Origin of the sequence: Citrobacter farmeri (genome assembly GCF_019048065.1) — a bacterium.
Lineage (GTDB): Bacteria > Pseudomonadota > Gammaproteobacteria > Enterobacterales > Enterobacteriaceae > Citrobacter_A > Citrobacter_A farmeri.
In genome coordinates this window covers 1,543,470-1,568,557 of the sequence record NZ_CP077291.1, presented here as the reverse complement: position 1 = coordinate 1,568,557, position 25,088 = coordinate 1,543,470, and the positions used below count along the sequence as shown (strand labels likewise).

The 25,088-nt window shown below is 55.5% G+C and carries 26 protein-coding genes; 6 read left to right on the top strand and 20 right to left on the bottom strand.

Annotation, left to right across the window (positions count from 1 at the left end; translation table 11 throughout):
- The first annotated feature begins 60 nt into the window (after nt 1-60).
- The 4 genes from I6L53_RS07335 to narP all read left to right on the top strand — a co-directional run bounded on the left by I6L53_RS07335 (nt 61) and on the right by narP (nt 3,734).
- Nucleotides 61-423: a GtrA family protein gene (locus I6L53_RS07335; protein ID WP_042317933.1), complete on the top strand. Its 363-nt coding sequence runs from the start codon at nt 61-63 to the stop codon at nt 421-423.
- Nucleotides 420-1,367 (top strand): glycosyltransferase family 2 protein, encoded by a 948-nt coding sequence (locus I6L53_RS07330; RefSeq protein ID WP_042317932.1) that lies wholly within the window; start codon nt 420-422, stop codon nt 1,365-1,367. Before I6L53_RS07335 ends, I6L53_RS07330 begins: the two co-directional genes overlap by 4 nt.
- Nucleotides 1,367-2,911: a DUF6056 family protein gene (locus tag I6L53_RS07325; protein WP_042317930.1), complete on the top strand. Its 1,545-nt coding sequence runs from the start codon at nt 1,367-1,369 to the stop codon at nt 2,909-2,911. The genes I6L53_RS07330 and I6L53_RS07325 overlap by 1 nt, the downstream gene beginning before the upstream one ends.
- Before the next feature lie 175 nt (nt 2,912-3,086).
- Complete coding sequence (narP, locus tag I6L53_RS07320; RefSeq protein WP_042317928.1) at nt 3,087-3,734, top strand: nitrate/nitrite response regulator protein NarP; 648 nt, start codon at nt 3,087-3,089, stop codon at nt 3,732-3,734.
- A gap of 41 nt (nt 3,735-3,775) precedes the next feature.
- Here the strand turns inward: narP and I6L53_RS07315 are convergent, their stop codons facing one another.
- Genes I6L53_RS07315 through napF form a run of 15 tightly spaced genes read right to left on the bottom strand, consistent with a single transcriptional unit; the run spans nt 3,776 to nt 15,918 of the window.
- Nucleotides 3,776-4,828, bottom strand: coding sequence for a cytochrome c-type biogenesis protein CcmH (locus I6L53_RS07315; RefSeq protein ID WP_094465592.1), 1,053 nt, complete (start codon nt 4,826-4,828; stop codon nt 3,776-3,778).
- The gene (dsbE, locus tag I6L53_RS07310) at nt 4,825-5,382 is read right to left on the bottom strand and encodes a thiol:disulfide interchange protein DsbE (protein ID WP_042317916.1); all 558 of its coding nucleotides are present in this window, start codon (nt 5,380-5,382) and stop codon (nt 4,825-4,827) included. The genes I6L53_RS07315 and dsbE overlap by 4 nt, the downstream gene beginning before the upstream one ends.
- Nucleotides 5,379-7,322 (bottom strand): heme lyase CcmF/NrfE family subunit, encoded by a 1,944-nt coding sequence (locus tag I6L53_RS07305; RefSeq protein ID WP_042317915.1) that lies wholly within the window; start codon nt 7,320-7,322, stop codon nt 5,379-5,381. Before I6L53_RS07305 ends, dsbE begins: the two co-directional genes overlap by 4 nt.
- Nucleotides 7,319-7,798 carry a cytochrome c maturation protein CcmE gene (gene ccmE, locus I6L53_RS07300; RefSeq protein ID WP_042317914.1) on the bottom strand — a complete coding sequence of 160 codons (480 nt, stop codon included), beginning with the start codon at nt 7,796-7,798 and terminating at the stop codon, nt 7,319-7,321. Before ccmE ends, I6L53_RS07305 begins: the two co-directional genes overlap by 4 nt.
- The gene (ccmD, locus tag I6L53_RS07295; RefSeq protein WP_042317913.1) at nt 7,795-8,007 is read right to left on the bottom strand and encodes a heme exporter protein CcmD; all 213 of its coding nucleotides are present in this window, start codon (nt 8,005-8,007) and stop codon (nt 7,795-7,797) included. Before ccmD ends, ccmE begins: the two co-directional genes overlap by 4 nt.
- On the bottom strand, nt 8,004-8,741 hold the full coding sequence (locus tag I6L53_RS07290; RefSeq protein WP_042317912.1) for a heme ABC transporter permease: 738 nt from the start codon (nt 8,739-8,741) through the stop codon (nt 8,004-8,006). The genes ccmD and I6L53_RS07290 overlap by 4 nt, the downstream gene beginning before the upstream one ends.
- Nucleotides 8,742-8,780: 39 nt before the next feature.
- Nucleotides 8,781-9,440, bottom strand: a complete 660-nt coding sequence (ccmB, locus tag I6L53_RS07285) for a heme exporter protein CcmB (protein WP_042317911.1) — start codon at nt 9,438-9,440, stop codon at nt 8,781-8,783.
- A complete protein-coding gene (gene ccmA, locus I6L53_RS07280; protein ID WP_042317910.1) occupies nt 9,437-10,057 on the bottom strand; it encodes a cytochrome c biogenesis heme-transporting ATPase CcmA in 621 nt (206 codons plus the stop codon). Before ccmA ends, ccmB begins: the two co-directional genes overlap by 4 nt.
- Before the next feature lie 23 nt (nt 10,058-10,080).
- Nucleotides 10,081-10,683, bottom strand: coding sequence for a cytochrome c-type protein NapC (gene napC, locus I6L53_RS07275; RefSeq protein WP_042317909.1), 603 nt, complete (start codon nt 10,681-10,683; stop codon nt 10,081-10,083).
- 9 nt (nt 10,684-10,692) lie between these two features.
- Nucleotides 10,693-11,142, bottom strand: coding sequence for a nitrate reductase cytochrome c-type subunit (gene napB / locus I6L53_RS07270; protein ID WP_042317908.1), 450 nt, complete (start codon nt 11,140-11,142; stop codon nt 10,693-10,695).
- Nucleotides 11,139-12,002, bottom strand: coding sequence for a quinol dehydrogenase ferredoxin subunit NapH (gene napH, locus I6L53_RS07265; RefSeq protein ID WP_042317907.1), 864 nt, complete (start codon nt 12,000-12,002; stop codon nt 11,139-11,141). Before napH ends, napB begins: the two co-directional genes overlap by 4 nt.
- Nucleotides 11,989-12,684 carry a ferredoxin-type protein NapG gene (gene napG, locus I6L53_RS07260; RefSeq protein WP_042317906.1) on the bottom strand — a complete coding sequence of 232 codons (696 nt, stop codon included), beginning with the start codon at nt 12,682-12,684 and terminating at the stop codon, nt 11,989-11,991. The genes napH and napG overlap by 14 nt, the downstream gene beginning before the upstream one ends.
- 6 nt (nt 12,685-12,690) lie before the next feature.
- Nucleotides 12,691-15,177 (bottom strand): nitrate reductase catalytic subunit NapA, encoded by a 2,487-nt coding sequence (gene napA, locus I6L53_RS07255; RefSeq protein WP_042317905.1) that lies wholly within the window; start codon nt 15,175-15,177, stop codon nt 12,691-12,693.
- On the bottom strand, nt 15,174-15,437 hold the full coding sequence (gene napD / locus I6L53_RS07250; RefSeq protein ID WP_042317904.1) for a chaperone NapD: 264 nt from the start codon (nt 15,435-15,437) through the stop codon (nt 15,174-15,176). The genes napA and napD overlap by 4 nt, the downstream gene beginning before the upstream one ends.
- Nucleotides 15,427-15,918 (bottom strand): ferredoxin-type protein NapF, encoded by a 492-nt coding sequence (gene napF, locus I6L53_RS07245; RefSeq protein ID WP_042317903.1) that lies wholly within the window; start codon nt 15,916-15,918, stop codon nt 15,427-15,429. The genes napD and napF overlap by 11 nt, the downstream gene beginning before the upstream one ends.
- Before the next feature lie 412 nt (nt 15,919-16,330).
- Between napF and eco the strand changes: the two genes are divergently transcribed.
- The gene (gene eco / locus I6L53_RS07240) at nt 16,331-16,828 is read left to right on the top strand and encodes a serine protease inhibitor ecotin (RefSeq protein WP_042317925.1); all 498 of its coding nucleotides are present in this window, start codon (nt 16,331-16,333) and stop codon (nt 16,826-16,828) included.
- A gap of 47 nt (nt 16,829-16,875) precedes the next feature.
- Here the strand turns inward: eco and mqo are convergent, their stop codons facing one another.
- Entirely contained in the window at nt 16,876-18,537 is a 1,662-nt protein-coding gene (gene mqo, locus I6L53_RS07235; protein ID WP_042317902.1) for a malate dehydrogenase (quinone), read from the bottom strand.
- 276 nt (nt 18,538-18,813) lie between these two features.
- Here mqo and I6L53_RS07230 point away from each other — a divergent pair, with 276 nt between their 5' ends.
- Nucleotides 18,814-20,061 (top strand): SulP family inorganic anion transporter, encoded by a 1,248-nt coding sequence (locus I6L53_RS07230; protein ID WP_042317901.1) that lies wholly within the window; start codon nt 18,814-18,816, stop codon nt 20,059-20,061.
- Here the strand turns inward: I6L53_RS07230 and mgtE are convergent.
- From mgtE to ada, 4 genes are all read right to left on the bottom strand, one after another.
- On the bottom strand, nt 20,024-21,460 hold the full coding sequence (mgtE, locus tag I6L53_RS07225) for a magnesium transporter (RefSeq protein ID WP_042317900.1): 1,437 nt from the start codon (nt 21,458-21,460) through the stop codon (nt 20,024-20,026). The two genes, I6L53_RS07230 and mgtE, sit on opposite strands and share 38 nt — an antisense overlap.
- A gap of 140 nt (nt 21,461-21,600) precedes the next feature.
- Nucleotides 21,601-23,244, bottom strand: coding sequence for a multidrug ABC transporter permease/ATP-binding protein (locus I6L53_RS07220; RefSeq protein WP_042317899.1), 1,644 nt, complete (start codon nt 23,242-23,244; stop codon nt 21,601-21,603).
- A 75-nt stretch (nt 23,245-23,319) separates the two neighbouring features.
- Nucleotides 23,320-23,970, bottom strand: a complete 651-nt coding sequence (alkB, locus tag I6L53_RS07215) for a DNA oxidative demethylase AlkB (protein WP_042317898.1) — start codon at nt 23,968-23,970, stop codon at nt 23,320-23,322.
- A complete protein-coding gene (gene ada / locus I6L53_RS07210) occupies nt 23,970-25,034 on the bottom strand; it encodes a bifunctional DNA-binding transcriptional regulator/O6-methylguanine-DNA methyltransferase Ada (protein ID WP_042317897.1) in 1,065 nt (354 codons plus the stop codon). The genes alkB and ada overlap by 1 nt, the downstream gene beginning before the upstream one ends.
- Between the last annotated feature and the right edge of the window lie 54 nt (nt 25,035-25,088).

The following is a 25,088-nucleotide window of genomic DNA, read 5'->3' as shown; positions in this document are numbered from 1 at the left end:
TCGAGTTATGGACGGAAATAATGTTACACTTCCGGTTTTGCACAGCCGATCTTATTGCTTATGTGGCATCACTTCATTAAGTACACTTCCGTAGGTGTGATCAACACGTTGCTTCACTGGATAGTTTTTGCTATCTGCATCTACGCTTTTCATGCCCATCAGGCGCTGGCTAATTTCCTGGGGTTCGGCGTTGCTGTTAGTTTCTCTTTTTATGCCAATGCCCGGTTTACCTTCAGGCAATCGACCACAACGCGTCGTTATCTGCTGTATGTCGGTTTTATGGGCCTGCTCAGTATCCTGACGGGCTGGGGGGCAGAACAGTGTGGTTTCCCACCGCTGGTGACGCTGGTCGCGTTCTCAGCCATTAGCCTTGTCTGCGGATTTATCTATTCCAGATTCATTGTATTCAAGGGCGCACGATGAAAGTTTCACTGGTCGTTCCTGTTTTCAACGAAGAAGAAACCATTGGTCTCTTTTACAAGACGGTGCGCGAATACGACGCGCTGAAAGAGCATGATATCGAAATTGTGTTCATCAATGATGGCAGTACCGATGCGACAGAATCCATCATTAACGCTCTCGCCGTTGCCGACCCCCTTGTCGTCGCGCTCTCGTTTACGCGAAATTTTGGCAAAGAGCCGGCGCTGCTTGCCGGACTCGATAATGCCAGTGGCGACGCCGTTATTCCGATGGATGTCGATCTCCAGGATCCCGTCGAAGTTCTCCCTCACCTGATCAAAAAATGGCAGGAAGGAGCGGACATTGTGCTGGCTAAACGCTCCGATCGCTCTGTCGATAGTCGCCTGAAGCGTAAAACCGCCGAGTGGTTCTATAAACTGCACAATAAAATCAGTACGCCGCATATTGAAGAAAACGTCGGCGATTTCCGGCTGATGAGTCGTGAAGTGGTGGACAACATTAAGCAAATGCCAGAACGAAATCTGTTTATGAAAGGGATTTTGTCCTGGGTTGGCGGTAAAACGGAGATCGTTCTCTACGCGCGCGCCACTCGTTGTGCAGGGAAGAGCAAATTTAACGGCTGGAAGCTGTGGAACCTTGCACTGGAAGGGATCACCTCTTTTTCCACCTTCCCGCTGCGGATCTGGACCTACATTGGTCTCGCGGTTGCCCTGCTTTCTTTTACCTACGGCGCGGGAATGGTAATAGATACGCTTCTGTGGGGAAATCCTGTGCGTGGCTATTCCTCCCTGATTGTGTCAATCCTGTTCCTGGGAGGCGTTCAGCTTATTGGCATTGGCGTACTGGGTGAGTATATCGGGCGAATCTATGTAGAAACCAAGAAGCGGCCCCGATACATCCTGAAAAAGCGTAAAACAATGGATCTCGATTCAGACAAGGATAACTGATGTTAAAGCATGTTGATAAAAGCATTCTTTTAATTGCCTTTTTTGCCGTATTTGTCCTGGAGTGGTTCACCCCTATTCACTCCGACGATTACCGCTATGCCCTGCTTGGCGTCTCATTTGACGCGCACCTGAATCACTACCTGACCTGGAGCGGGCGCGTAGTCGCTGACTATGTCAGCGCGCTGTTGCTCGCCACCGAGTCTCGTTGGTTTGTCTCAACCATGACGGGTCTTGTCGTCGTCGCGTTCTGCTATTTCATTGTGAAAACCCCGACGGGCACGCTGAAATGGAAAAAACATGATGCGCTGATTTTTACCCTTATTTTTCTGACCTTTTGGGTCGCCAACCCGAATATTGGACAAACGGTTTTCTGGATCGTTGGCAGCGCAAACTACCTGTGGACGAATCTGTTCGTCGCCGCATGGATCTGGAATCTGTACCGCATACAGCTCCAGCGCGAAGAGCGTACGCACATGGGTATGCTGTTGCTCGGACTGCTGGCGGGCTGTTCCAATGAAAGCGTCGCGCCATTTGTCGTTGGTCTCGCACTGCTGACTATCGTGTACGATTACTGGCAAGAGAAACGCATCATTGCGAATAAGATCGCGTACTTTTTGTCCGCGCTGGTGGGCGCCAGCATTTTGATTTTTTCCCCGGGCAATTTTATTCGTGCTCAGGGCGCCCATACCGTCTGGTACGATAAATCGATCGTTGAAAGAATCACCATTCACCTGAGTGAACGCTTCTTTAACCACCTGGCGCTGGTATGGATTTCTTATGTGGTGCTGGTTTTACTGGCAGTGCTTTTGTTCGCGGCGAAGCGGCAGGGACATCGCATTAAAAGTGCCAATCCCTGCATGGTCGGGCTAATGCTGCTGGTGGGGCTGGGCACCTCTTTTATCATGGTGGCTTCCCCGTCTTATCCTGACCGGGTCATGCTGTCGACATTTTTATTCTTCCTGCTTGCCCTCTCGTTCCTCGCACGGGAAGTCGTCACGGTAGCCAGCCCAAGTGTCATGAATGGGTTTTATGCCATTACGGGCCTGATGGCCGCGGTATTCATCTGGTCATACACTTTAATGTATGCCGCTTATACGCGCGTTTTTCAGCAGGATTATGTTCGTGTAAGCATCGTTAAGAGCCAACTCAGTCAGGGGCACAAGGACTTTACCGTGCCCGATTTCCACTTTTTGAAAATGCAAAACAGCGGGGGACATTTCGGTTTCTTTCACGATCCGCAGGTCTATGGTCGTTATTTTGGCGCAGAGAATGTGGCAAAAGAAAAGGTTAACTTCGATTACTCCGTGTTGGCAAACGGCAAGCAACAAGCGCTCGGCGGCGATAGCACAGCCTGGTTCAATAATCGCGGCGATTTAATGCTGGTGAGCAAACGTCCGTTAACCGGTATCGTGCAGGTGAAGACCGCTTCATCCGACGCGTCGATCTCGCTTGCGCGCTTTACCGCCGCAAAAATTAACGATGAATACTGGTATTTCAGCGCGATACCCAAGGAAGACGTAACTCACCTCGCGCTACTGCCCTAACCGCAGAGCCTCTCATGACGATGAGAGGCTCTTTCCCTCCCCTTTTCCCGGCAGGTTTTACTTCTTACCCATGCGTAATCTGGGGTAATATTTCTTCCTCTTATCGATGCGGTGAATCTGGACGATTCCTGATCGAATACCAATAATGATTCTAATAAAATCTCGGGAGCTAACTATGCCTGAAGCAACGCCTTTTCAGGTGCTGGTGGTAGATGACCACCCTCTTATGCGTCGTGGTATCCGTCAATTACTGGAACTGGATCCGACATTTGAGGTGGTTGCCGAAGCGGGCGATGGCGCAACGGCGATTGATCTGGCAAACCGTCTCGATCTGGATTTGATCCTGCTTGATCTGAATATGAAAGGGCTGAGCGGTCTGGATACGTTGAACGCCCTGCGTCGCGATGGAATCACGGCGCAGATCATCATTCTCACCGTTTCGGATTCGGCCAGCGACATCTACGCGCTGATTGACGCCGGCGCAGATGGCTATCTGTTGAAAGACAGCGATCCTGAAGTCCTGCTGGAAGCTATCCGCACGGGTGCCAACGGCGGTAAGGTTTTCAGCGAACGCGTCAGTGATTATCTGCGCGAGCGCGAAATGTTTGGAGAGGAAGACGATCCGTTCAGTATGCTGACCGAGCGTGAACTGGATGTGCTGCACGAACTGGCTCAGGGACTGTCCAACAAGCAGATTGCCTCGGTACTCAATATCTCCGAACAAACCGTGAAGGTGCATATCCGCAACCTGTTGCGCAAGCTAAACGTACGCTCGCGCGTTGCCGCCACCATTCTGTTTTTACAAACCCGCGGACTACAGTAAATCCGCGACACGCGGCCGGATTGAATGCTCCGGCCGCAGGGTTATTCACTCTTTGGTGATAAGTGCTGCATTGCCTGCGCGATACTGCGCTCAATCACCGCTCGACGCGTATCGTTCGCTGGCAGCATCTTCAGCATCATCTCCCAGGCGGCGACCGCCTCGCCAAAACGTTCCTGCTCAAAGGCATTGAAGGCGTACATGCTCAGGACCCGCACATTGGCGTGATCGCTCCGGACCAGTTCTCGCAGCAACTCCCCTCCGCGACGGTTATCATCAGGATCGGAAGAGCGGGTCAGCGCCTCGGCATAGCCCAGCGCGGCATCGCTGTTCTTCGGATCGAGTCGATAGGCGTTGGCATACGCTTCAGTCGCGGTACTGGCATTGCCGAGCACCATGCCGATCCGCCCCAGCATGATCCAGCCTTCCACGTTCGTTGCGTCACTTTGCAAACGGGTACGCAATCCCAGCGCCAGACGCGTCATCTCTTCCTCATCCAGCGGCTGCGCTTTGGGATCCAGCGCGCGCTCCAGCAAGGCCGGACTTTGTGCCGTCGCCTGCTGCCAGATTGCCACCTGCTTATAGCTCCCGGTCTGGTAATAACTGACAGCCCCCACGATGACGGCAATCATAATACCTGGCAGATAAACCGCCAGACCGGCACGTTTCCCCTGCGGTAACGACATCTCATCCGGGAACACCTCCTGTTTCAGGCGTACCCGCCGACGCGAACGGGCAACGATAATCCAGCCCCCCGCGCCAATTGCCGCCGCGGGAAGCACCCACAACAGGATAGTCAGCGGTGTCAGGGGCGGATCATAAGTGACGAAGTTGCCGTAGCGCGCCACCATATAATCGACGATCTCTTTCTGACTTTTTCCTTCCTGCATAAGCTCATAGACTTTCTGCCGCAGGTCGGTCGCAATCATCGAATTGGAATCCGCAATGCTGTTGTTCTGGCATTTCGGACAGCGCAGTTGTTCGGTTAACTGGCGGAACTGTTGTTCCTGGGTTTCATCCTTAAACTGCATGACATCAATGGTGGCCAGCGCGTTGGCAGAAATCAGCAACATCAGCACACTCAACAGAATTCTCATTGCGCGGCCTCCCTGCTGTATTTCTCCCATAGCGGCTTGATTTCACTCTCCCAGACGCGGGCGTTCAGATCCCCGGCATGGCGATAGCGAATAATACCTTTCCCGTCAATCAGGAATGTTTCCGGCGCGCCATAGACGCCCAGATCCAGGCCAAGCATGCCGTCGCCATCAAACAGGCTCAGCGCGTAGGGATTACCCAATTCTTTCAGCCAGACGATGGCTTTTTGGCGGTCGTCCTTGTAGTTCAGTCCCACCACGCGGATCCCCTGTGCCGACAACTGGTTCAGATACTGATGCTCAGCGCGGCAGGTCGGGCACCACGTCGCCCAGACGTTAAGTAAGACCGGTTTGCCCTGGGTGAGCACGTCCGCCTCATAGTGCTTACCGGGATTCTCCAGCGATTCGAGTCGAAAGGTCGGTACCGGTTTACCAATCAGCGCCGACTCCAGATTAGTCGGCGTGTCGCCTTCTGCATTACGCGCCAGTTGCCACAGCAGCGCTGCGGCAATCACGAGGAAAATCACAAAGGGAATCAAAAGTACGTTGCGCTTCATACCGCCTCCGACACCGATTTTTGCGGTTGTACGCGTTTGCGATAACGCGGGTCAAACAGGCACAATAGCCCTCCCAGCGCCATCAATATTCCACCCGCCCAGATCCAGCGAATAAACGGTTTGTAATACAGACGAACGGCCCACGCGCCGTTATCCAGTTCTTCACCGAGCGCCGCGTACAGATCGCGGGTGATCCCGCCGTCGATCGCTGCCTCTGTCATCATTGAACTGGTGCTGTTATAAAACCGTTTTTCGGCGTGCAGCGTCGCTTCGGCCTTGCCATCACGGGTCACGCCGATAATCGCGACGCCACCGCGATAGTTGGGGCCAGTGATATCCTTCACTTCACGGAAGGTGAAGCGATATTCATGAATATCGACGCTATCGCCGGCTTTCATGCGGACATCGCGCTCGACGCTGTAGTTCTGACTGAAGGCAATGCCGACAATCGTCACCGCCAGGCCGACGTGCCCGGCCACCATTCCCCAGTAGCTGAGCGTTGTTTTTGCACCACGAGAAATTCGCTGCGCAAGCTCTGCCATCGCCAGCACAAACACCCAGCAGGCCATAGCCAGCCCGACAACCGTCATAGCGACAATCTTGTTCTCAAACAGCCACGGCAGCAGCACAGAGAGCACAAAAGTGCTGACCAGCGCGATAAACAGCAACCGTTGCAATTTACGCGGTCGATCGCGTCCCCAGCGTACTAATGGGCCAATACCCAGCAGCAGGGCAAATGGCGCCATTAGCCAGGTAAACATGGTATTAAAGAACGGTTCGCCGATGGAAATACTGCCCAGCCCGAGCTGTTTATGCACCAGCGGTAGCAACGTTCCCAGCAGCACCACCAGCATGGCGGCAATCAGCAGCACGTTGTTACCGAGCAGCAGCGATTCGCGTGACCAGAGGGCGTTATTCACCCTGGAGCGGACCTTATGCCCGCGCGTGGCAAACAGCAGCAGTGAGCCGCCGATGACCAGCACCATGAAGGCCAGAATAAACATTCCGCGGGACGGGTCCGAAGCAAACGCATGTACTGATACCAGCACGCCCGAACGCACAAGGAACGTCCCCAACAGACAGAGCGAGAACGCGCAGATGGAGAGCAATAGCGTCCACGCTTTAAAACTGCCGCGCTGTTCAGTGACCGCCAGCGAGTGCATCAGCGCAGTACCTACCAGCCACGGCATAAACGAGGCGTTTTCTACCGGATCCCAGAACCACCAACCGCCCCAGCCGAGTTCATAGTAAGCCCATGCCGAGCCCAGCACGATCCCTAACGTCAGGAAAACCCACGCAGCCAGCGTCCATGGACGCGAAAAGCGAGCGAAGGTGCTGTCCAGACGACCGCTCATCAGCGCCGCGATAGCGAACGCGAACGCGACCGAGAAGCCGACATACCCCATATACAACAGCGGCGGGTGGAAGATCAGTCCCGGATCCTGCAACAACGGATTCAGATCGCGCCCTTCAATCGGGAAATCCGGCAGCGTGCGGGCAAAGGGATTGGAGGTAAACAGAATAAATAACAGGAAACCGACGCTGACCATCCCCATCACCGCGAGCACGCGGGCGACGATATCCAGCGGCATCCACTGAGAAAACAGCGCGACGGCAAACGTCCAGCCACTCATCAGCAACACCCAGAGCAGTAGCGAGCCTTCGTGCGCCCCCCAGGTGGCGGCGACGCGATACCAGACCGGCAACTGCGTGTTGGAGTTACTGGCGACATAAATCACGGTAAAATCATTCACTACAAAGGCGTTGACCAGCACCAGAAAGGCGCCCATGACGAGGATAAACAGCAGCCAGGAAAACGGTCTCGCCGACGCCATCATCCGCGCGTCGCCACGCCCAACGCCCCACAGCGGATAGACTGAGAGTAACAACGCAACGCCCAGTGCCAGGCATAACAACGCATTGCCAATTTCAGGCATCATGATGTCTTATCCTTATAGACGCTCTCCGGACGACGATGGTTTTCCTGCATCGCTTTTTCGACTTCGGGTGGCGTGTAGTTTTCATCGTGCTTGGCAAGAACTTCTTTCGCGAGGATATGGTTTTTCTCGCCAAGTTCCCCCTGTACCACCACGCCCTGCCCTTCGCGGAACAGGTCCGGCAGGATGCCTTCGTAGGTGACATCCACCACGCCTTCGGCGTCATAGATGCTGAAACTCACCTTCAGCGAGTTGGGATCGCGCTTCACGCTGCCAGGCATGACCATGCCGCCCACCCGCAGCCGCTGCCCCACTTCCGGCATTTGCTGCGTTTCGCGTTTCCCATAGATAATCTCACCTGGCGTATAGAACAGGTCGATGTTGGCGCGCAGCGCGTACAGCACCAGCGTAATCGTCAGTGCTAACCCGATGAGCACGCCGCAGGCAATCCATAAACGGTTTTTACGTCGAATATTCACGCCGCCTCCCGTTGTGTTTGCGCCGCACGCAGGCGGGCTTCCCGCGCCCGTTGTCGGGACACATCACGCAAAATAGCGCGATGCTGCGTCACAGTATGAATAACCAGCACCGCCAGCGGGATGACGCTCAGCGCCACAGCCAGCCAGACATAAAAGGCGTAGCCGCCCATCGCAAAAAATTCACTCCAGGATGCAAATGCAGTGGTCATTGGCGGCCCCTTTTTAAAATCAGTTCACTCACCCACGGGCGACGTTTTTCCATCATCAGAATCAGGTTACGCATGCGCATCAGCGACAGCGTAATAAACAGCAGCAGGTAGCCGATAATTGCCAGCCGCAGCGGCGTGCGCATGGCCGGATCGATACTTTGCTGCATGCGGGTCGAGCCCTGATGCAGCGTGTTCCACCACTCCACCGAATAGTGAATGATCGGCAGGTTCACCACGCCAATCAGCACCAGAATCCCCGCGGCGCGCCCCGCCATCTTACGATCATCAAAGGCATGCCACAGGGCAATCGCGCCAACGTAGAGAAACAGCAGCACCAGTTCCGAGGTCAGCCGCGCATCCCACACCCACCAGGTGCCCCACATCGGTTTTCCCCAGGCGGAGCCGGTAACCAGCGCAATAAACGTAAACACCGCGCCAATCGGTGCCATCGCGGCCAGCGCCAGGTTCGCCATCTTCATCTGCCAGACCAGCCCGATAAACGCTGCTACCGCCATCGAGGCATAAATTCCCATTGACCAGATCGCCGCCGGAACATGCAGATAAATAATGCGGTAGCTCTGCCCTTGCTGGTAATCCGCGGGGGCAAAACCGAATCCCCAGATCCAGCCCGTAGCCAGAACCAGTACGCAGGCGACGGCCAGCCACGGCACGAAATAGCCACAAAGCTGATACAACCGTGGGGGCATAGCCAGTTGATGAAGTGTTTTCCACATAATTCCGTCACCAGACTCAAACGAATGAATGAAAACGCGCTACTGCAAACTAATGCGTAACGCTGCCGCCGTCGCAAAAGGACTCAACGTCGCGCTACCCGCCAGTAACGCGCCTAAAATCGCCATGTATCCATCCACAGGAAGATGCATGGATGCCGCATCCATCGCGGCGGTAGCAAAAATCAACAAGGGGATCGTCAAGGGCAGCACCAGTACGCTCAGCAACACGCCACCGCGCTTAAGCCCAACCGTTAAACCCACCCCCGGTGCGCCGAGAAAACTCAGCGTCGGCGTTCCCAGCAGCAAGGTCAGCGCCATAATTTTCCAGCCGTAGATATCCATCCCCAGCAGCAGCGCCACCAGCGGAGAGAGGATCAACAGCGGCAAACCGGTGACCATCCAGTGGGCCATGACTTTTGCCAGTACCACCATTGGCAGTGGGATCGGCAGCAGCATCAGTTGCTCAAGGCTGCCGTCCTGTAAGTCATCGCGAAACAGTCGCTCCAGCGCCAGCAGCGAGGCCAACAGCGCAGCGACCCAAATAATGCCCGGCGCAATGCGCGCCAGCAGTTGCGGTTCCGGCCCAATGCTCAGCGGGAACAGCGTAATGACAATCAGGAAGAACCACAGCGGGTTGGCAATTTCTGCGCTGTGGCGAAAGGCAACGCGCAGTTCAAGACGAAAGATGCGCCACATCATTGCCCGGCCCTCTCGTGAGTCAGCGCAATGCGGCGAATACGGTCCGTGGCGACGTTCATCGGCTGGTGGGTGGTGAGGATGACAATCCCCCCCTCTTCGGTATGTTGCGCCATCCGCTGCGTCAGGCGTTCAACGCCGTTCACATCAATGGCGGTAAAGGGTTCGTCAAGGATCCAGAGCGTGGCGCGAGTCAGCCAGAGGCGCGCTAATGCCACCCGGCGTTGCTGTCCGGCTGAAAGTTGGTTAACAGGAATATCTTCGTATCCGGCGAGGCCGGCCTGGGCCAGCGCCGCGAGACATTTCGCGATATCGCCGTCCTGGTGGAAAAAACGCAGGTTCTCCAACGCCGTCAGCCGGGTTTTGATCCCCGGCTGATGTCCAATCCACAACAAATTTTGATGGTAGCTGTCCCGCACACGATGCAGCGGTTGCTCCTGCCAGCACACCTCCCCGGCATCAGGACGAGAAAGTCCTGTCAGCAATCGCAACAGGGTCGTTTTCCCTGCGCCGTTGCCGCCGGTGACCTGTATCCACTCCCCTGCGTTGACCTGGAACGACAAATCACTAAACAGGACTCGTTCATCCCGCTCACAGAGGAGCTTTCTGGCTTCAAGCATACTACCCACTCATTATCATCCCATCAGAAGCCCGGTTTGACGTCGCGCATATCGGGGAGCTTATGCGCAATCCCTTTATGGCAGTCAATGCAGGTTTGCCCGTCTTTCACCGCCTGATCGTGCATTTTTGCGGCGACACTCTTCTGGGCAGTTAAGTCCATGAACTCAAAGTTGTGGCAGTTACGACACTCCTGAGAATTGTTGTCTTTCATTCTTCGCCATTCATTCTGCGCCATCGTCAGACGATGCGCTTCGAACTTCTGCGGTGTATCAATCAGACCCAACGCTTTGGCATATAACTCTTTACTGGCTTTGATCTTACGGATCATTTTCGGCACAAACTCGTGCGGTACGTGGCAGTCAGGACAGGTCGCACGCACACCGCTACGGTTGTTGTAGTGCACGGTTTCCATGTATTCCTGATAAACGGTATTGCGCATTTCGTGGCAGCTGATGCAGAACTCTTCGGTGTTGGCCTTTTCCATCCCGGTGTTAAATCCACCCCAGAAAATAATCCCGCCGACGAACCCGATTAACAGCAGCGTCCCCAGCGCCAGGCGACTGGGGCGACGCCACCATTGCCAGAGGCGCTTAATCCGGCCTGGTTTACGGTTAGCATTTTCCATAATGACCTCTTATTTCCCGTAACCTTTCGATGGGGTAAAGGTGTTACCCACAATCGGCGGAGCGTCAGTCTGCGGTACATGACACTGCAGACAGAAGTAACGACGCGGCGCCACTTCGGCCAGTACTTTGCCATCGCTGTCCATAAAGTGAGTTGGACTAATGCGCGGCGCACCGGTGGTACGATAGCTTTCGACACCGTGACATTGCAGACAGCGGTTGGTGTTGGTGGTCACCTGGTAACCATCGACGCTATGGGGAATCATCGGCGGCTGATTCACGTAGTTCAGCGGCATACGCTCCTGCTCTTTATGCATGCGAATCGCCCCTTCCTGTGTCCCCGATACTTCCGGAGACTGGCTAAGGTCCACTCCGTTTGCCGCCCAAACCGCACCGCTCACCACCAGGGCCAGCAGGGCTGTCCATTGACACAGCGCTTTCTTCAGGTCATGGCTTTTCATGATTTCGCTCCCGAACTCCATCGTGTAGTTATTGTAAATACGTCCTCAGAACAGACATCCACGCAGCGACCGCAGGCCATGCAATCGCGGCTGGTGACCTGCACCGGGCTTTGCTCATCCAGCACCGGGGCACGTAGTACATGCGGTTCCGGGCAAACATGAAAACAGTCCATACAGCGGTTACATTTCTGTCGGTCTTTTGCCGCAACGGTTAACACGCCCTGGCTACCCAGCACGCCATACAGTGCGCCTAAAGGACAAAGATGCCCGCACCAGCCGTGTTCAACGACCAGCAAATCAAATAAAAACAGAGCGATAATCAGCAGTGCGCCGCTACCGAATCCCATCACCAGGCTACGCCCCAGCAGTGAAACAGGGTTAATCCATTCCCACAGTAGCGTCCCGGTCAGCGCTGAACCCACCAGCACCACAACCAGAAGTACGTACCGTATATGACGTGGAATGGTTGCGGACTGATTCAGGTCAAACCTTCTACGTAGCCAGGCCGCAAAATCGGTAATCGGGTTCAGCGGGCAGACCCAACTGCAAAACAATCGCTTTCCTGCCAGGGCATACAGCACGGTAATAATCGCCGCCCCCGTGAGCCCCACCGCTGCGGGCAAATGACCGCTCGCCAGGCTTTGCAGGGTAATCAACGGATCTGTCAGCGGGACCGTATCCAGCAGCAGGCTGCTGGTGTAGTTCCCGTGCAGGATCCACACGCCAAACCACGGACCGCTCAGAAACATTCCCAGCACAATAAACTGGCTGAGACGGCGGAAGATCAGCCAACGATGGCTCCGCCACACGCCTTTTTTCGCCTGCGCTTCGCGCCCGGCGTCACGTTTACGATTTGCCATCGTTCCCCTCCAGCCAGCCGAAGCGGTAATGGTGACCCAACTCCCCTTTTGCCAGCGCCAGCGGCAACACTTTTATCGCCGGCTGTTCCAGCACGCAGACTTTTTCACATTTACCGCAACCCGTGCAGGCGTCACTGTGAACGGTGGGGATAAATCGCGCATGTTTGCCGGTTCGCATGTTGCGATCCAGCTCCAGCGTGATGGCCTCATCAATTTTTGGGCACTCGCGGTAGCAGACGTCACAGCGTAATCCCTGAAAGTTCAGGCAGTTTTCCTGATCCAACAGAACCGCCAGCCCCATCCGCGAATCGTCAATGGAGGCAATCTCCCGATCCAGTGCCCCGCTGGGACAAACTTTGGCGCACGGAATGTCTTCGCACATCTCGCAAGGGATATCGCGGGCAACAAAATACGGCGTACCCGCCGACAACCCTGATGCGAGCGTCGCCAGTTTCAACGTGTCATACGGACATGCCTGAACGCACTGCCCGCAGCGCACGCAGGCGCTGGCAAAGGCGTTCTCGTTCACGGCCCCAGGCGGGCGCAACCGCACGCCCGTAGCACGTGCGGTTTGCTGTTGTAACCCCAGCGCCACGCCAACGGCAGCCAGTCCACCCGCTGTGCGTACAACATCGCGCAGAAAGCGGCGGCGGCCGTTTTGGGGTTTCGCTGACCGGGACATGGCGTGTTACACCTTCGCCAGTTTCACGGCGCACTTCTTGAAATCCGTCTCTTTAGAGAGCGGATCCGTCGCATCCAGCGTCAGGTTATTCACCAGCTGTGCGGCATCGAAGAACGCCATGTATACCAGCCCCTGTGGTGGACGGTTACGCCCACGGGTTTCAACAATGGAAATCACTTCGCCGCGACGAGAGATCACTTTGACCTTGTCACCACGTCGCATATCTCGTTTTTTCGCATCCAGCGGATGGATAAACAGAACCCCTTCCGGGAACGCACGGTGCAGTTCAGGCACGCGGCGCGTCATACTGCCGGTATGCCAGTGCTCCAGCACACGTCCCGTGGAAAGCCACAGATCGTACTCGGCATCCGGCGCTTCTGCGGCCGGTTCAAACGGCAGCGCGAAGATCACCGCTTTACCGTCTGGTTTACCGTAGAACTTATAACCTTCGCCCGCTTTAACGTACGGATCGTTACCTTCGCTGTAGCGCCACTGCGTCTCTTTCCCGTCCACTACCGGCCAGCGCAGACCGCGCGCCTTGTGGTAGTCATCGAACGGGGCGAGATCGTGACCGTGTCCGCGCCCAAACCAGGCGTACTCTTCAAACAGCCCTTTTTGCAGGTAGAAGCCCAGATCGCGGGATTCGTCGTTAAGCTGATCCTCTTTCAACTCCGTCAGCGGGAACTTACTCACGGCAGGAGTGGCAAACAGCACGTCGTACAGCGTCTTGCCGCGCAGTTCCGGTTTCTGTGCCAGCAGTTCTTCAGGCCAGACCTCTTCCGTTTTGAAACGGCGAGAGAATTGAACCAGTTGCCACAGGTCGGATTTTGACTCACCCGGAGCTTTGATCTGCTGACGCCAGAACTGGGTACGACGCTCGGCGTTACCGTAAGCCCCTTCCTTCTCCACCCACATCGCGGTTGGCAGGATCAGATCCGCCGCCAGCGCGCTGACGGTCGGGTACGGATCGGAGACAATGATGAAGTTGCGCGGATCGCGCCAACCCGGCAGACGATCTTCATTGATGTTCGGACCGGCCTGCATGTTGTTGGTACACATCGTCCAGTAGACGTTCAGCTTGCCGTCTTTCAGTGCCCGGTCCTGGGCAACCGCGTGAAGACCGATTTTCGCCGGAATAGTCCCTGCCGGGATATTCCAGTGTTTTTCGCAGATCTCACGGTGTTTTTCGTTGGTGACCACCATGTCCGCCGGCAGGCGGTGAGCAAAGGTGCCCACTTCACGTGCGGTACCACAGGCTGAAGGCTGGCCGGTCAGCGAGAACGGTCCACAGCCCGGCTGCGCAATCTTGCCGGTGAGCAGGTGGATGTTGTAGATCAGGTTGTTGGCCCACACGCCGCGGGTATGCTGGTTAAAGCCCATCGTCCAGTAAGAGATGACTTTCTTATTCGGGTCGGCATACAGCTTCGCCAGTTGTTCCAGTTGATCTTTTGGCACGCCGGTCATTTCAGCAGTTTTTTCCAGCGTGTACTCGGCCACAAACGCTTTGTAATCTTCAAAGCTCATCGGCTCAGAGGCGTCAGAACCTGGGTTTTTCGCTGCTTTTTCCAACGGATGCGTCGGACGCAGACCATAGCCGATGTCCGTTGCCCCTTTGCGCACGTTGACGTGCTTGCTGAAGAAGTCCTGGTTAATCGCGTTATTCTGAATGATGTAGTTAGCGATGTAGTTGAGGATCACCAGGTCAGACTGCGGCGTAAAGACCATCCCGTTGTCCGCCAGCTCAAAGCTACGGTGCTGGAAAGTGGACAGCACGGAGACATTAACATTCGGATCGGAGAGGCGACGGTTGGTGATGCGCGACCAGAGGATCGGGTGCATTTCCGCCATATTGGCGCCCCACAGGACAAACGCATCGGTATGCTCGATATCGTCGTAGCAGCCCATCGGTTCGTCCATACCAAAGGTTCGCATGAAACCGACTACCGCTGACGCCATGCAGTGACGCGCGTTGGGATCGAGGTTGTTCGAGCGGAAACCGGCTTTAAACAGTTTGGAGGCGGCATAACCTTCCCAGATGGTCCACTGACCGGAACCAAACATGCCGACAGACTCCGGGCCTTTCTCTTTCAGTGAGGTTTTGAATTTCTCTTCCATCACGTCGAAGGCCTGCTCCCAACTGATCGGCGTAAATTCGCCGTCCTTGCTGTACTTACCGTCTCTCATACGCAACAGCGGCTGCGTTAAACGGTCCTCTCCGTACATAATTTTGGGCAGGAAATAGCCCTTGATGCAGTTCAGGCCACGGTTAACCGGGGCTTCCGGATCGCCCTGACAGGCGACAATACGTCCCTGTTGCGTCCCGACCAGGACACCACAGCCCGTACCACAAAAACGGCACGGCGCTTTATCCCACTTGATGGCTTCCTGTTGACCAACCACTGCGCGGGCAACGCCCGGCACGCTTAGCCCGGCAGCCGCCGCAGCGGCCGCAACGGCGTTAGCTTTCATAAAGCTACGACGACTGAGTTTCATGGTGTTTCCTCACCTTGTTCTTCCTGCTGGTGATAAACCAGCGACACCGCCAGCACGCCCGCAACGTTGCGTACCGACTCAATTGTTTGCATCAGCGTTTCGCTGTGTTCTGCTTCAACCACAGCAATCATCTGACCGCTTTGCGGGTCACTTACGGCCACTTCGCAACCCGGCAATGCGTTTAACTGCGTGCTGATATCCTGTACATGTTCGCCTTTGGCCTGAACAATCAGGCTGCAGACCTGCCAGTTAATGTGCATGGTTATACTCCGCGGTAATGGCTGACACCGGGCAACTGGCGACACACGCGCCGCATCCGTTACAGTTCTGGTTATCGAGTTGTGGCTGATAAATGCCGGACAGCGTGGGGCGAAACCTAATCGCCTGAGGTTCACAACTATCCTGACAGCGGCGGCACTCTACGGACTGATACGCCAGACACGCTTGCCCAATGGTAAAAATCAGCTCCCATGCCCTGGTGTGGCGCGGAGAAAAAAGAGATTCGGGGCAAGCCTGCGCACAGGCGTAGCAGAAGGTGCATTCGCTTTGTTGGAAATTAACGCTCGGATAGCCACCCGGGCCACGCTGCAAAACATCGTGTTCACAAGCCTGAATACAGGCGTCGCAACGGGTGCACTGAGACAGAAACTGAGAGGCTTCCATGCTCCATGGCGGACGTATCCCACGGTTAGCATTACGCCAACTGCCAGTCAGTATGCCTCGACGGGATAAATCAACCATGGCATCGCCCTTCCATAAACGACGCTCCCCCGGCTGGGTGAACGACAATAAAAAAACCGTGTTACTACTAAGTCATTATTATGATCGGTAAGATAGTAAAGGATGAGTTCCAGGTGCATACCCCAATTGGGGTAAAACCAGTGGTTGGATCAAAAGAGAGTTAATGAAGCTTGTCAGAATGTGCTTCTCCGCACATATCAAAGGGTTATGTAATTATTTATACATCGAAATATCTATCAGGATAATTACTCGAAACAAAAGACAATTTACAGTACAAAAAACCACGCACAGAATAAACACTCAATTAATGCACTTAAAAAATACGTAAAGACAGATCATTAACTCTGATGGATGTGCTAATCTGCCGTGAAGTCGTTCATAAGATAAAAAAGGAAACCCTGTGAACTCTAAAATGAAGACAATAGTCCCTGCCGTTTTGTTCGCTGCCTTCGCCAGCACCTCTGCGTGGGCGGCATCCGCTGAGACATCCCCGCAACCGCTGGAAAAAATCGCCCCCTGGCCGCAGGCGGAAAAAGGGATGAAACGCCAGGTCATTCAGTTACCCCATCAGGAAGATGAATCTACTCTGAAAGTGGAACTGATGATCGGCCAGACGCTGGAAGTCGACTGCAATCAGCATCGTCTGGGCGGCAAACTGGAAAGCAAAACGCTGGAAGGCTGGGGCTATGACTACTACGTCTTTGACAAAGTTACCTCCCCGGTATCGACCATGATGGCCTGCCCGGATGGCAAAAAAGAGCAGAAGTTTGTCACCGCGTATCTGGGCGATGACGGTATGCTGCGCTACAACAGCAAGTTGCCGATCGTGGTGTATACCCCGGCAAATGTTGATGTGAAATTCCGCATCTGGAAAGCGGAAGATAACGTGCAGAACGCGGTAACGCGCTAAGAGAACATTGCCGGATAGCGGCCTGAGCGCCCTATCCGGCAATGGGGTTACAGCGCGATGTCCGCGACTTCCTTGCGCTCTGGCTGTGCTTGCGCCTGAGGCTTCAGTTGCGGTGTTGGCAGCGTATCTGCCGCCTGCGGCTGGTCATATTTCAACCCCAGCACTTCACTGGTGTATTGCAGCTCCTGCTGCGTCGCCTCAACGTTGCCGTTCAGTTTTGTACCGTAAGACGGAATAATCGTTTTCAGCTTCGCCTGCCATTGCGGCGTACTCACTTTATCTTTGAAGACCGTTTCCATCAGGTGGAGCATGATCGGTGCCGCGGTGGATGCGCCCGGTGAGGCGCCCAACAGCGCAGCAACAGTCCCTTCTTTGTCGCTCACCACTTCCGTCCCCAGACGCAGTACGCCCCCTTTGTCTTCATCACGCTTGATGATCTGTACGCGCTGACCCGCCTGCCACAGACGCCAGTCCGCTTTCTTCGCCTGCGGATAGTACGCTTTCAGCGCGTCGAAGCGGTCGTCATCACTCAGCATCACCTGGCTAATCAGGTATTTCACCAGATCGAAGTTATCCAGCCCCACGTTGACCATCGGCATGAAGTTGGAAGGTGTGGTGGAACTCAGCAAATCCCACAGCGAACCGTTTTTCAGGAATTTGGTGGAGAAAGTGGCGAACGGCCCAAACAGCACGACGCGTTTGCCGTCCAGAATGCGGGTATCAATATGCGGGACCGACATCGGCGGTGCGCCCACGGAAGCCTGTCCGTACACTTTCGCCAGATGGCGATTCACCACGTCCGGGTTTTCTGCGACCAGGAACTGACCGCCGACCGGGAAGCCCGCATACTCTTTGGCTTCAGGAATACCGGTCTCCTGCAACAGTTTCAGCGCTGCGCCACCCGCGCCGATAAAGACAAATTTGGCTTTGATGTTATGTTCCGCCTCGCCGTTTTTCAGATCGGCGACGGTCACTGTCCAGGTGTTATCGTCGTTGCGTTTAAAACCGCGGACTTCGGTGCTCAACTCCAGCGCAAAGTTAGGCTTTTTCTGCAATGAGGCAATCAACTGGCGCGTAATTTCGCCGTAGTTCACGTCCGTTCCCATTTCAGTCCGCGTGGCGGCGACTTTCTGTTTCGGATCGCGCCCTTCCATCACCAGCGGTGCCCACTCTTTGATTTGCGCGTGGTCTTCGGAATAGCGCATACCACGGAATAGCGTGCTCTGCTGTAGTGCCGCATAGCGGGCGCGCAGGAAGTTGACGTTCTCATCACCCCAGACAAAGCTCATGTGCGGAACGGTGGTGATAAAAGAGCGTGGGTCATGCATGACGCCGCTCTTGACCTGATGCGCCCAGAACTGGCGGGAAATCTGGAAAGCTTCGTTAATCTCGACTGCCTTTTCGGTACTGATACTCCCGTCGGCTTTCTTCGGCGTATAGTTCAGTTCCATCAGCGCGGAGTGCCCTGTACCGGCGTTGTTCCAGCCGTTTGAACTCTCTTGCGCAACACCGTCCAGACGCTCCACCATGGTCATCGACCAGCCGGGTTCCAGTTCCTGTAAATACGTTCCCAATGTAGCGCTCATGATGCCGCCGCCGATCAACAGTACATCCGTCTCCTGCTCTTCCGTCGCTTTCGCTTTTGCCGCCATCGAGACAGCATTCAGCCCTACGGCCATCGAGAAGAGCATGGCAGTCACTTTTTTCATATGGTTAATGCCTTACTTTTAGTATCGTTTTTTGCTTTTTGCAGGTGAAAATCAAGCGGCATCAACGTTAACATTTCAGTAAAAATATTTAAATATTGTTTATAAATTATATTTAGATTTTAAAAACGTTAAAAATACGTTGAATCTTTATAGGGTTATTCGCAATATTTTCTGGAAACAGACGCTCCAGAAAGGTACTATGCGGCGCTTTATTATTCACCGCACGGACGCCTGTCGGTCTGCTGTTATCAGGCCCTTTCCGCCCTGAGAGTAACTATGTCTGTAACCCCTTCAACTCCTGCCCTGGCAGCGGAACACACCGTCACTGGTGTTCTTCGCGCCCCACGTCTGCTGGTACGCGAAACGCTGGCGGGAGTCATCACCGCGCTGGCGCTGATCCCGGAAGTGATTTCCTTTTCAGTGATCGCTGGCGTTGACCCGAAAGTTAGCCTGATCGCCTCGGTGGTTCTCTGTCTGGCCATGTCTTTCATGGGCGGTCGTCCGGCAATGGTCACAGCGGCAGCGGGTTCTGTTGCGCTGGTGATTGGCCCGATGGTGCACCAGCACGGCGTACAATACATCCTGCCTGCGGTGGTACTGGCCGGACTCATTCAGATACTGTTTGGTGTCACCGGAATGGCGCGGCTGATGCGTTTTATTCCCACCGCCGTCATGACCGGTTTTGTAAATGCCCTCGGTATTCTGATTTTCTTCGCCCAGGTTCCCCATTTCTGGAGCAAAAGCCCACTCATCTGGGGACTATTTGCCTTAACGCTGCTGATTGTGCTGTGGGTACCGCGGGTGATTAAAAGCATTCCTGCGCCGCTGATTGCCATTGTCTTGCTGACGCTGTTTACCGCGACCACCGGGCAATTGCTGCCGACCGTCGGTGACGAAGGCGCAATGAGCGGTGGCCTGCCGGGACTGACGCAACTGCTGGTCCCACTGGACCTGCAGACGCTGACGATTATCTGGCCCTGTGCACTGAGTATCGCTTTCGTGGGGCTGATGGAGTCGCTGCTGACGGCGAAGCTGGTTGATGACCTGACGGTCACGCCGTCGAATAAAAATCGTGAAAGCGCGGGGCTGGGATTGGCCAACATTCTGGCGGGTTTTTACGGCGGTATTGCCGGCTGCGCGATGATCGGGCAGACCATCGTGAATGTGGAGATGGGTAAAGGCCGCAGTCGCGTGTCGACGATCGCCGCCGGACTGGTTTTACTGCTGCTGGTGACCGCGCTGAGCGAAGTGATGGCGAAAATCCCGATGTCGGTTCTGGCCGGAATCATGGTGATTGTGGCGGTGAAAACGTTCAGTTGGCACAGCATCCAGCCTGCCACCCTGACAACATTGCCCATGGTGGAAACGCTGGTGATGGTCATTACCGTTGGCGCAACGGTCTTCACCGGCAACCTGGCAATTGGCGTGGTTGCCGGCGTGGGGGCTATGGGGTTACTGCCCCGCGTTATGACGCGTAAACGGCGCGCTACATCAGAAACAGCGTCGCCAGCCCAAGAAAAATAAAGAACCCGCCGGTATCGGTAATCGCGGTGATCATCACGCTCGAGCCGACCGCCGGGTCACGCCCGAGCTTCACCATCGTCATCGGGATAATCACCCCCATCAGCGCCGCCATTAAGAGGTTCAGCATCATTGCCAGAGTCATCACCCCGCCGAGTGCCATGTCGTCGTACAGCCACCAGGTGATCCCGCCCATGATCCCGCCCCAGACCAGGCCATTCACCAGCGCCACGCCCATCTCGCGCAGAATAAGAAACGTCAGGTTACCCGGCTGAATGTTTTGTAACGCCAGCGCCCGGACAATCATGGTGATGGTCTGATTACCGGTATTCCCGCCGATCCCGGCGACAATGGGCATCAGCGACGCCAGCGCCACCAGTTGTGAGATGGTGTGCTCAAAGCCATCAATCACGCGGGAGGCAACAAACGCGGTACACAGGTTGATAGCCAGCCACGCCCAGCGCGTTTTCACCGCTTTGGGAACGGGCGCAAAAACGTCCTCTTCAGCGCTCAACCCGCCCATCCGACGCAGATCGGTATCCGTCTCTTCGTACACCACGTCGACGATCTCGTCGATCGTTAAACGTCCCATCAGTTTGCCGGAAGGATCGACCACTGCTGCACTGACCAGGTTGTCACGTTCGAAGGTGCGCGCCGCGTTTTCCGCTTTGTCTTCCGGGGCGAAGGTCAGCGGATCGTCATCCATCACTTCGCTGACTTTGCTCTGCACGTCGTTGAGCAAAATACAGGTCAGGGTCAGTTCCCCGACCAGCGTTTTGTCGCGGCGGGTGACGAACAGCTTATCGGTGTTTTCCGGCATTTTGCCCAAACGACGCAGGTAGCGCTGCACCACTTCCAGCGTCACGTCCGGGCGAACGGTAATGACCTCGAATTCCATGATCGCGCCGACGCGATTCTTTTCGTAATGCATAACCTGACGCACGCGAGCCCGTTCTTCGGGTGGCAGCGTCGCCAGCAACCGGCCAGTGAGGTTACGCGGCAGGTGCTGAACCAGGTAAATCTGTTCGTCGATGTCGAGATATTGCAGCGCCTCAAGCAACTCCCGATCGGTCATTTCGTCGATCAGGTCGTCCCAGACGTTTTCTGACGCTTCGAGCAGCACGTAACCGCGTTTTTCGTTTTCGATCAGCCGCCAGAGGGCGTGACGTTCTTCTGACGGGAGTGCTTCAAGGGTATCCGCGAGGTCGGGCGGCGGAAGATGCTCGACCAGCGCGCCTACCTCAGCAATATCGTCGGATAACGTTCCGACATCATATTGCTCAGCCAGGGTGAGCTTGCCTAACAGAGTGGAAACGATGGCTTTATCGGTGGTGAGCAGCCAGATCAGCCGCGCACGCTCTTCATCACGCAGCCTTGCGCTGTTTTTGTGTTTTGCGAACATTAATCATAAATCCATGATATGAGATGCCATTAAGCATGGCGCGAGGTTATGTAAATAACAATAAACGGGGGCGTCAGATGGATAAAAAAAGAACCGCCGCCCCGAAAAGCGTTGCGCCATCGGGACAACGGTCTGAGAGATCAGGCCGTACGCGCGACCGCATCGCGTGACGCGGCGTCACGCTCATCGCCCACCAGTTCACTCAGCTGTCCGTTACGCATTTCCAGCAAACGGTCGGCATGAATAAAATAGTGGTCATCGTGGCTGATGGCGAAAATGGTTTTCCCCATCTCCTGCATCAGCGGCAGCAGCACCTGGTAAAACTCGCGGCGGAAGTGCGGATCCTGATCGGCCGCCCACTCATCAAGCAGAATAATGTCGCGATCTTCCGCCAGTGCCAGCAGCAGCGCCACGCGTTTTTTCTGCCCTTTCGACAGCTTCAGATTCAGGATCCGGCCATCGCTCAGTTCCAGCTTGTGCGCCATTTTCAGGTGCTCCAGCCACTTCTCAACCAGCGCAGGATCGGCCGGTTTACCTTCCGGTCCCAGCAGTCGGTCAAACAGCCAGACATCGGTAAACACAGCCGAAAAGAGCTTGCGATAATCTTCCGGCGTTCCGGCGCTGACAGGTTTTCCGTCCAGCAGAATTTCCCCGGACTGCGGCTGGTATAGCCCCGTCAGCAACATCGCCAGCGTCGATTTACCGCTGCCATTGCCGCCGATTAAGAACAGCAGCTCACCGCGGTTAATCGTCAGATTCACCGGTCCCACGGAGAACGCGTTGTCCTGATAGTGAAACATGACGTTACGCAGTTCGAGGGTTTTCCATCCCGGGAACGCCTGCGGGCGCGGGAACTCAGCCTTAAATGGCGCCAGTGCGAATTTGTTAAGCTTGTTGAAAGCGACCTGCGCCGTCAGCAGCGTGGGTAATGCCCCCACCGCCGACAGCAGCGGCGTACGCAGGAACAGCAGCGTTAATGAGTAGGTCGCCGCAACGTTGGTATCCGCCCAGCCGAGACTGTTTGCCATCCAGAACACCAGACCAATCGCGCCGAGCATCATGATATTCGACCAGTTTACGGCGCTGAGGTGGAAAGTATCGGCGCGTATAATGTGGTGGCGATACGCTTTGGCATCCGGAATATAGAGGTTGTTAAAGATATACTCCGCCCGCTCGCGGTTGAGCGTCAGTTCTTTGCGTCCTTCCAGCACCGTCTGATAATCGTTATACAGCTTATCTTCGGTTTCACGCAGCGTCGCCATATGCCGGTAAACCCGCGACACCAGCATAAAACCGCCCCAGATGGTAATCACCATCCAGATAGCCGTCACCAACAGCATTTTGGTCGACAGCATCGCCAGATACGCCGCCGAGCCGACGGTCAGAATGATCCCCTGTACCAGTTCGGGCAGACGGACAAAGGCAATGGTGATGTTGCGCACATCGCTGGTCAACCCGGCCAGCAGAGAGGCGCTGCCCAGTTGCTCAATACGTTCAACGTGCGTATCGAGAATACGTTTGATGAATTCACTGCGCAGTCGGAAGACAAAGTGGTGCCCCAGCGTGGTGAGCGCCAGTTGTGAGCCCAGCGTCACCGCCATCAGCAGCAACAGTAAGCCCAGAAATTCCGGTAAGACCAGCAGAGAGGGATCGGCGGTTTCAATAAGACGCTGATTGATAAAAGCAATAAGGCCAATCCCCAGCGCCGCGCTGACGAGGCTGAGCGCCATCACGCTAATAAATGGCCAGCGATACTGCCGCCAGACAAGAAGAAGTAGTTCCATTCATACAACCTGGACAAGGAATAACAGCCCGCAGTTTAAACATCTCACCGCGTTCAGCAATAATAATTCTTATTTTTATTCTTTTTTACCTGCCTGGCGAAAAGTCAGATTGTAACGGCGGTCAGCGGTTGCCGGATGAAACCCGGCCTTCAGCGGCTGAATACCGTGGTAGAACAGACGAGATTCTCCTCCCCAGACCACCACATCACCGTGTTCCAGCAGAATGCGCGTCAGCGGGTCGCTACGTTTCAGACCGCCAAACTGAAAGACAGCCGGTAAGCCCAGCGAAACCGACACAATTGGTGCGCGCCGATCCGGCTCGTCTTTATCCTGATGCAGCGAAAGCTTTGCGCCAGGCACATAGCGGTTGATCAGGCAGGCGTCCGGCTGATAATCCGCGTAGCCCGCCGCCGCAGCCGCCTGCTGGCTCAGACGCAGGAAGGACGGAGGGAAGTCAGGCCAGGCGAGCCCCGTCAACGGATCGACAGGCGAATAGAGGTAGCCGTGACTGTCGGTCGTCCAGCCCAGCCGTCCACAGTTGGTCATCGCCACCGACATCGTATAACCACCGGGGGTGATCATCTGACGAAACGGTGACTGGTGGGCGATCGTCTCAATCTCCTGTACCAGTTGCGGCGCTGCGCTGAAGGCAAAGCGGCGCAAAATGACCGCACCGGGTGCCAACGGTTCCTGCCAGGGTTGCGAATCGGCAAACAGATCGAGCATTATGCCCCCTCATCAGACGATTCGCGCCGCAGGATCTGCGCCTTACGCGATACACCCCAACGATAACCGGAAAGCGAACCGTCGCTCCGTACAACGCGGTGACAGGGGATCACGATCGCCAGTTTGTTTGCGCCACAGGCGCTGGCGACGGCACGAACCGCTTTCGGCTTGCCGATCGCTTTTGCCAGTTGCTGATAGCTTACGGTCTCCCCGTAAGGAATCGTACGCAGCGCCTGCCAGACCTGCTGTTGAAACGCGGTACCCTGAATATCCAGCGGCAACGACAACGCGGCGTCACGCCCGTCAATACTGGCAATGACGCGGTGAATACGCTGCTGAAAATGACGGTCGGCGGGTTGAGCCTGAGCAGCCGGGAACAACGTCAGCAGTTCAGCCATCAGCGCCGCATCGTCATCCCCTAACAAGATGGCGCAAATCCCCCGCTCGCTTTCCGCCACCAGACAGCGTCCGAGTGAGCAATCAGCCAGCGCATAGCGTACGGCCAGTTTGTCACCGCCGCGGCGGAACTGTTTTGCCGTCATCCCAAGCGCTGCATCGGCGTTACGATAGTAGCTGCTGCTGTCTGGAAAACCGGCATTCAGAATCGCCTGGGTCACGCTTTCGCCGTGACTCAGGGCGTCGCGCAGGCGGCGGGCGCGATACGACTGTTGCCAGGCTTTGGGCGTCATCCCGGTTGTGGCTTTGAATAAGCGATGCAGATGATACGGGCTCATCGCCACCTTCTCAGCCAGAACATTGAGCGTTATTGGGCTCTCCTGCTCCAGAAGCTGGCAGGCATGCGTAATTTTATCCAGCCGGTGCTGCCGGGCGTTGGCTTTATCCGGCTGACAGCGTTTACACGGGCGAAACCCTGCCATCAGCGCGGCCTGCGCATCGGGAAAGAAGCGGACGTTTTTTCGCAGCGCATGTTTTGCCGTACAGGAAGGTCGACAAAAGATCCCGGTCGTTTGCACTGCAAAAACAAACTGACCGTCGGCATCAGCATCGCGCTCTAACACCGATTGCCAGCGCTGCTCGTCATTGACGCGTTGATAATTTTTCATTCTGGACTCCTTCGTTAAGCTTAGTGCCTGCTTAGCTGCAGTGTGTCCGAAACC

Coding starts and splice junctions, on each gene's coding strand:
- I6L53_RS07335 (WP_042317933.1), top strand. CDS start 61: ATGTGGCATCACTTCATTAAGTACACTTCCGTAGGTGTGATCAACACG.
- I6L53_RS07330 (WP_042317932.1), top strand. CDS start 420: ATGAAAGTTTCACTGGTCGTTCCTGTTTTCAACGAAGAAGAAACCATT.
- I6L53_RS07325 (WP_042317930.1), top strand. CDS start 1,367: ATGTTAAAGCATGTTGATAAAAGCATTCTTTTAATTGCCTTTTTTGCC.
- narP (WP_042317928.1), top strand. CDS start 3,087: ATGCCTGAAGCAACGCCTTTTCAGGTGCTGGTGGTAGATGACCACCCT.
- I6L53_RS07315 (WP_094465592.1), bottom strand. CDS start 4,828: ATGAGAATTCTGTTGAGTGTGCTGATGTTGCTGATTTCTGCCAACGCG.
- dsbE (WP_042317916.1), bottom strand. CDS start 5,382: ATGAAGCGCAACGTACTTTTGATTCCCTTTGTGATTTTCCTCGTGATT.
- I6L53_RS07305 (WP_042317915.1), bottom strand. CDS start 7,322: ATGATGCCTGAAATTGGCAATGCGTTGTTATGCCTGGCACTGGGCGTT.
- ccmD (WP_042317913.1), bottom strand. CDS start 8,007: ATGACCACTGCATTTGCATCCTGGAGTGAATTTTTTGCGATGGGCGGC.
- I6L53_RS07290 (WP_042317912.1), bottom strand. CDS start 8,741: ATGTGGAAAACACTTCATCAACTGGCTATGCCCCCACGGTTGTATCAG.
- ccmB (WP_042317911.1), bottom strand. CDS start 9,440: ATGATGTGGCGCATCTTTCGTCTTGAACTGCGCGTTGCCTTTCGCCAC.
- ccmA (WP_042317910.1), bottom strand. CDS start 10,057: ATGCTTGAAGCCAGAAAGCTCCTCTGTGAGCGGGATGAACGAGTCCTG.
- napC (WP_042317909.1), bottom strand. CDS start 10,683: ATGGAAAATGCTAACCGTAAACCAGGCCGGATTAAGCGCCTCTGGCAA.
- napB (WP_042317908.1), bottom strand. CDS start 11,142: ATGAAAAGCCATGACCTGAAGAAAGCGCTGTGTCAATGGACAGCCCTG.
- napH (WP_042317907.1), bottom strand. CDS start 12,002: ATGGCAAATCGTAAACGTGACGCCGGGCGCGAAGCGCAGGCGAAAAAA.
- napG (WP_042317906.1), bottom strand. CDS start 12,684: ATGTCCCGGTCAGCGAAACCCCAAAACGGCCGCCGCCGCTTTCTGCGC.
- napA (WP_042317905.1), bottom strand. CDS start 15,177: ATGAAACTCAGTCGTCGTAGCTTTATGAAAGCTAACGCCGTTGCGGCC.
- napD (WP_042317904.1), bottom strand. CDS start 15,437: ATGCACATTAACTGGCAGGTCTGCAGCCTGATTGTTCAGGCCAAAGGC.
- napF (WP_042317903.1), bottom strand. CDS start 15,918: ATGGTTGATTTATCCCGTCGAGGCATACTGACTGGCAGTTGGCGTAAT.
- eco (WP_042317925.1), top strand. CDS start 16,331: ATGAAGACAATAGTCCCTGCCGTTTTGTTCGCTGCCTTCGCCAGCACC.
- mqo (WP_042317902.1), bottom strand. CDS start 18,537: ATGAAAAAAGTGACTGCCATGCTCTTCTCGATGGCCGTAGGGCTGAAT.
- I6L53_RS07230 (WP_042317901.1), top strand. CDS start 18,814: ATGTCTGTAACCCCTTCAACTCCTGCCCTGGCAGCGGAACACACCGTC.
- mgtE (WP_042317900.1), bottom strand. CDS start 21,460: ATGTTCGCAAAACACAAAAACAGCGCAAGGCTGCGTGATGAAGAGCGT.
- I6L53_RS07220 (WP_042317899.1), bottom strand. CDS start 23,244: ATGGAACTACTTCTTCTTGTCTGGCGGCAGTATCGCTGGCCATTTATT.
- alkB (WP_042317898.1), bottom strand. CDS start 23,970: ATGCTCGATCTGTTTGCCGATTCGCAACCCTGGCAGGAACCGTTGGCA.
- ada (WP_042317897.1), bottom strand. CDS start 25,034: ATGAAAAATTATCAACGCGTCAATGACGAGCAGCGCTGGCAATCGGTG.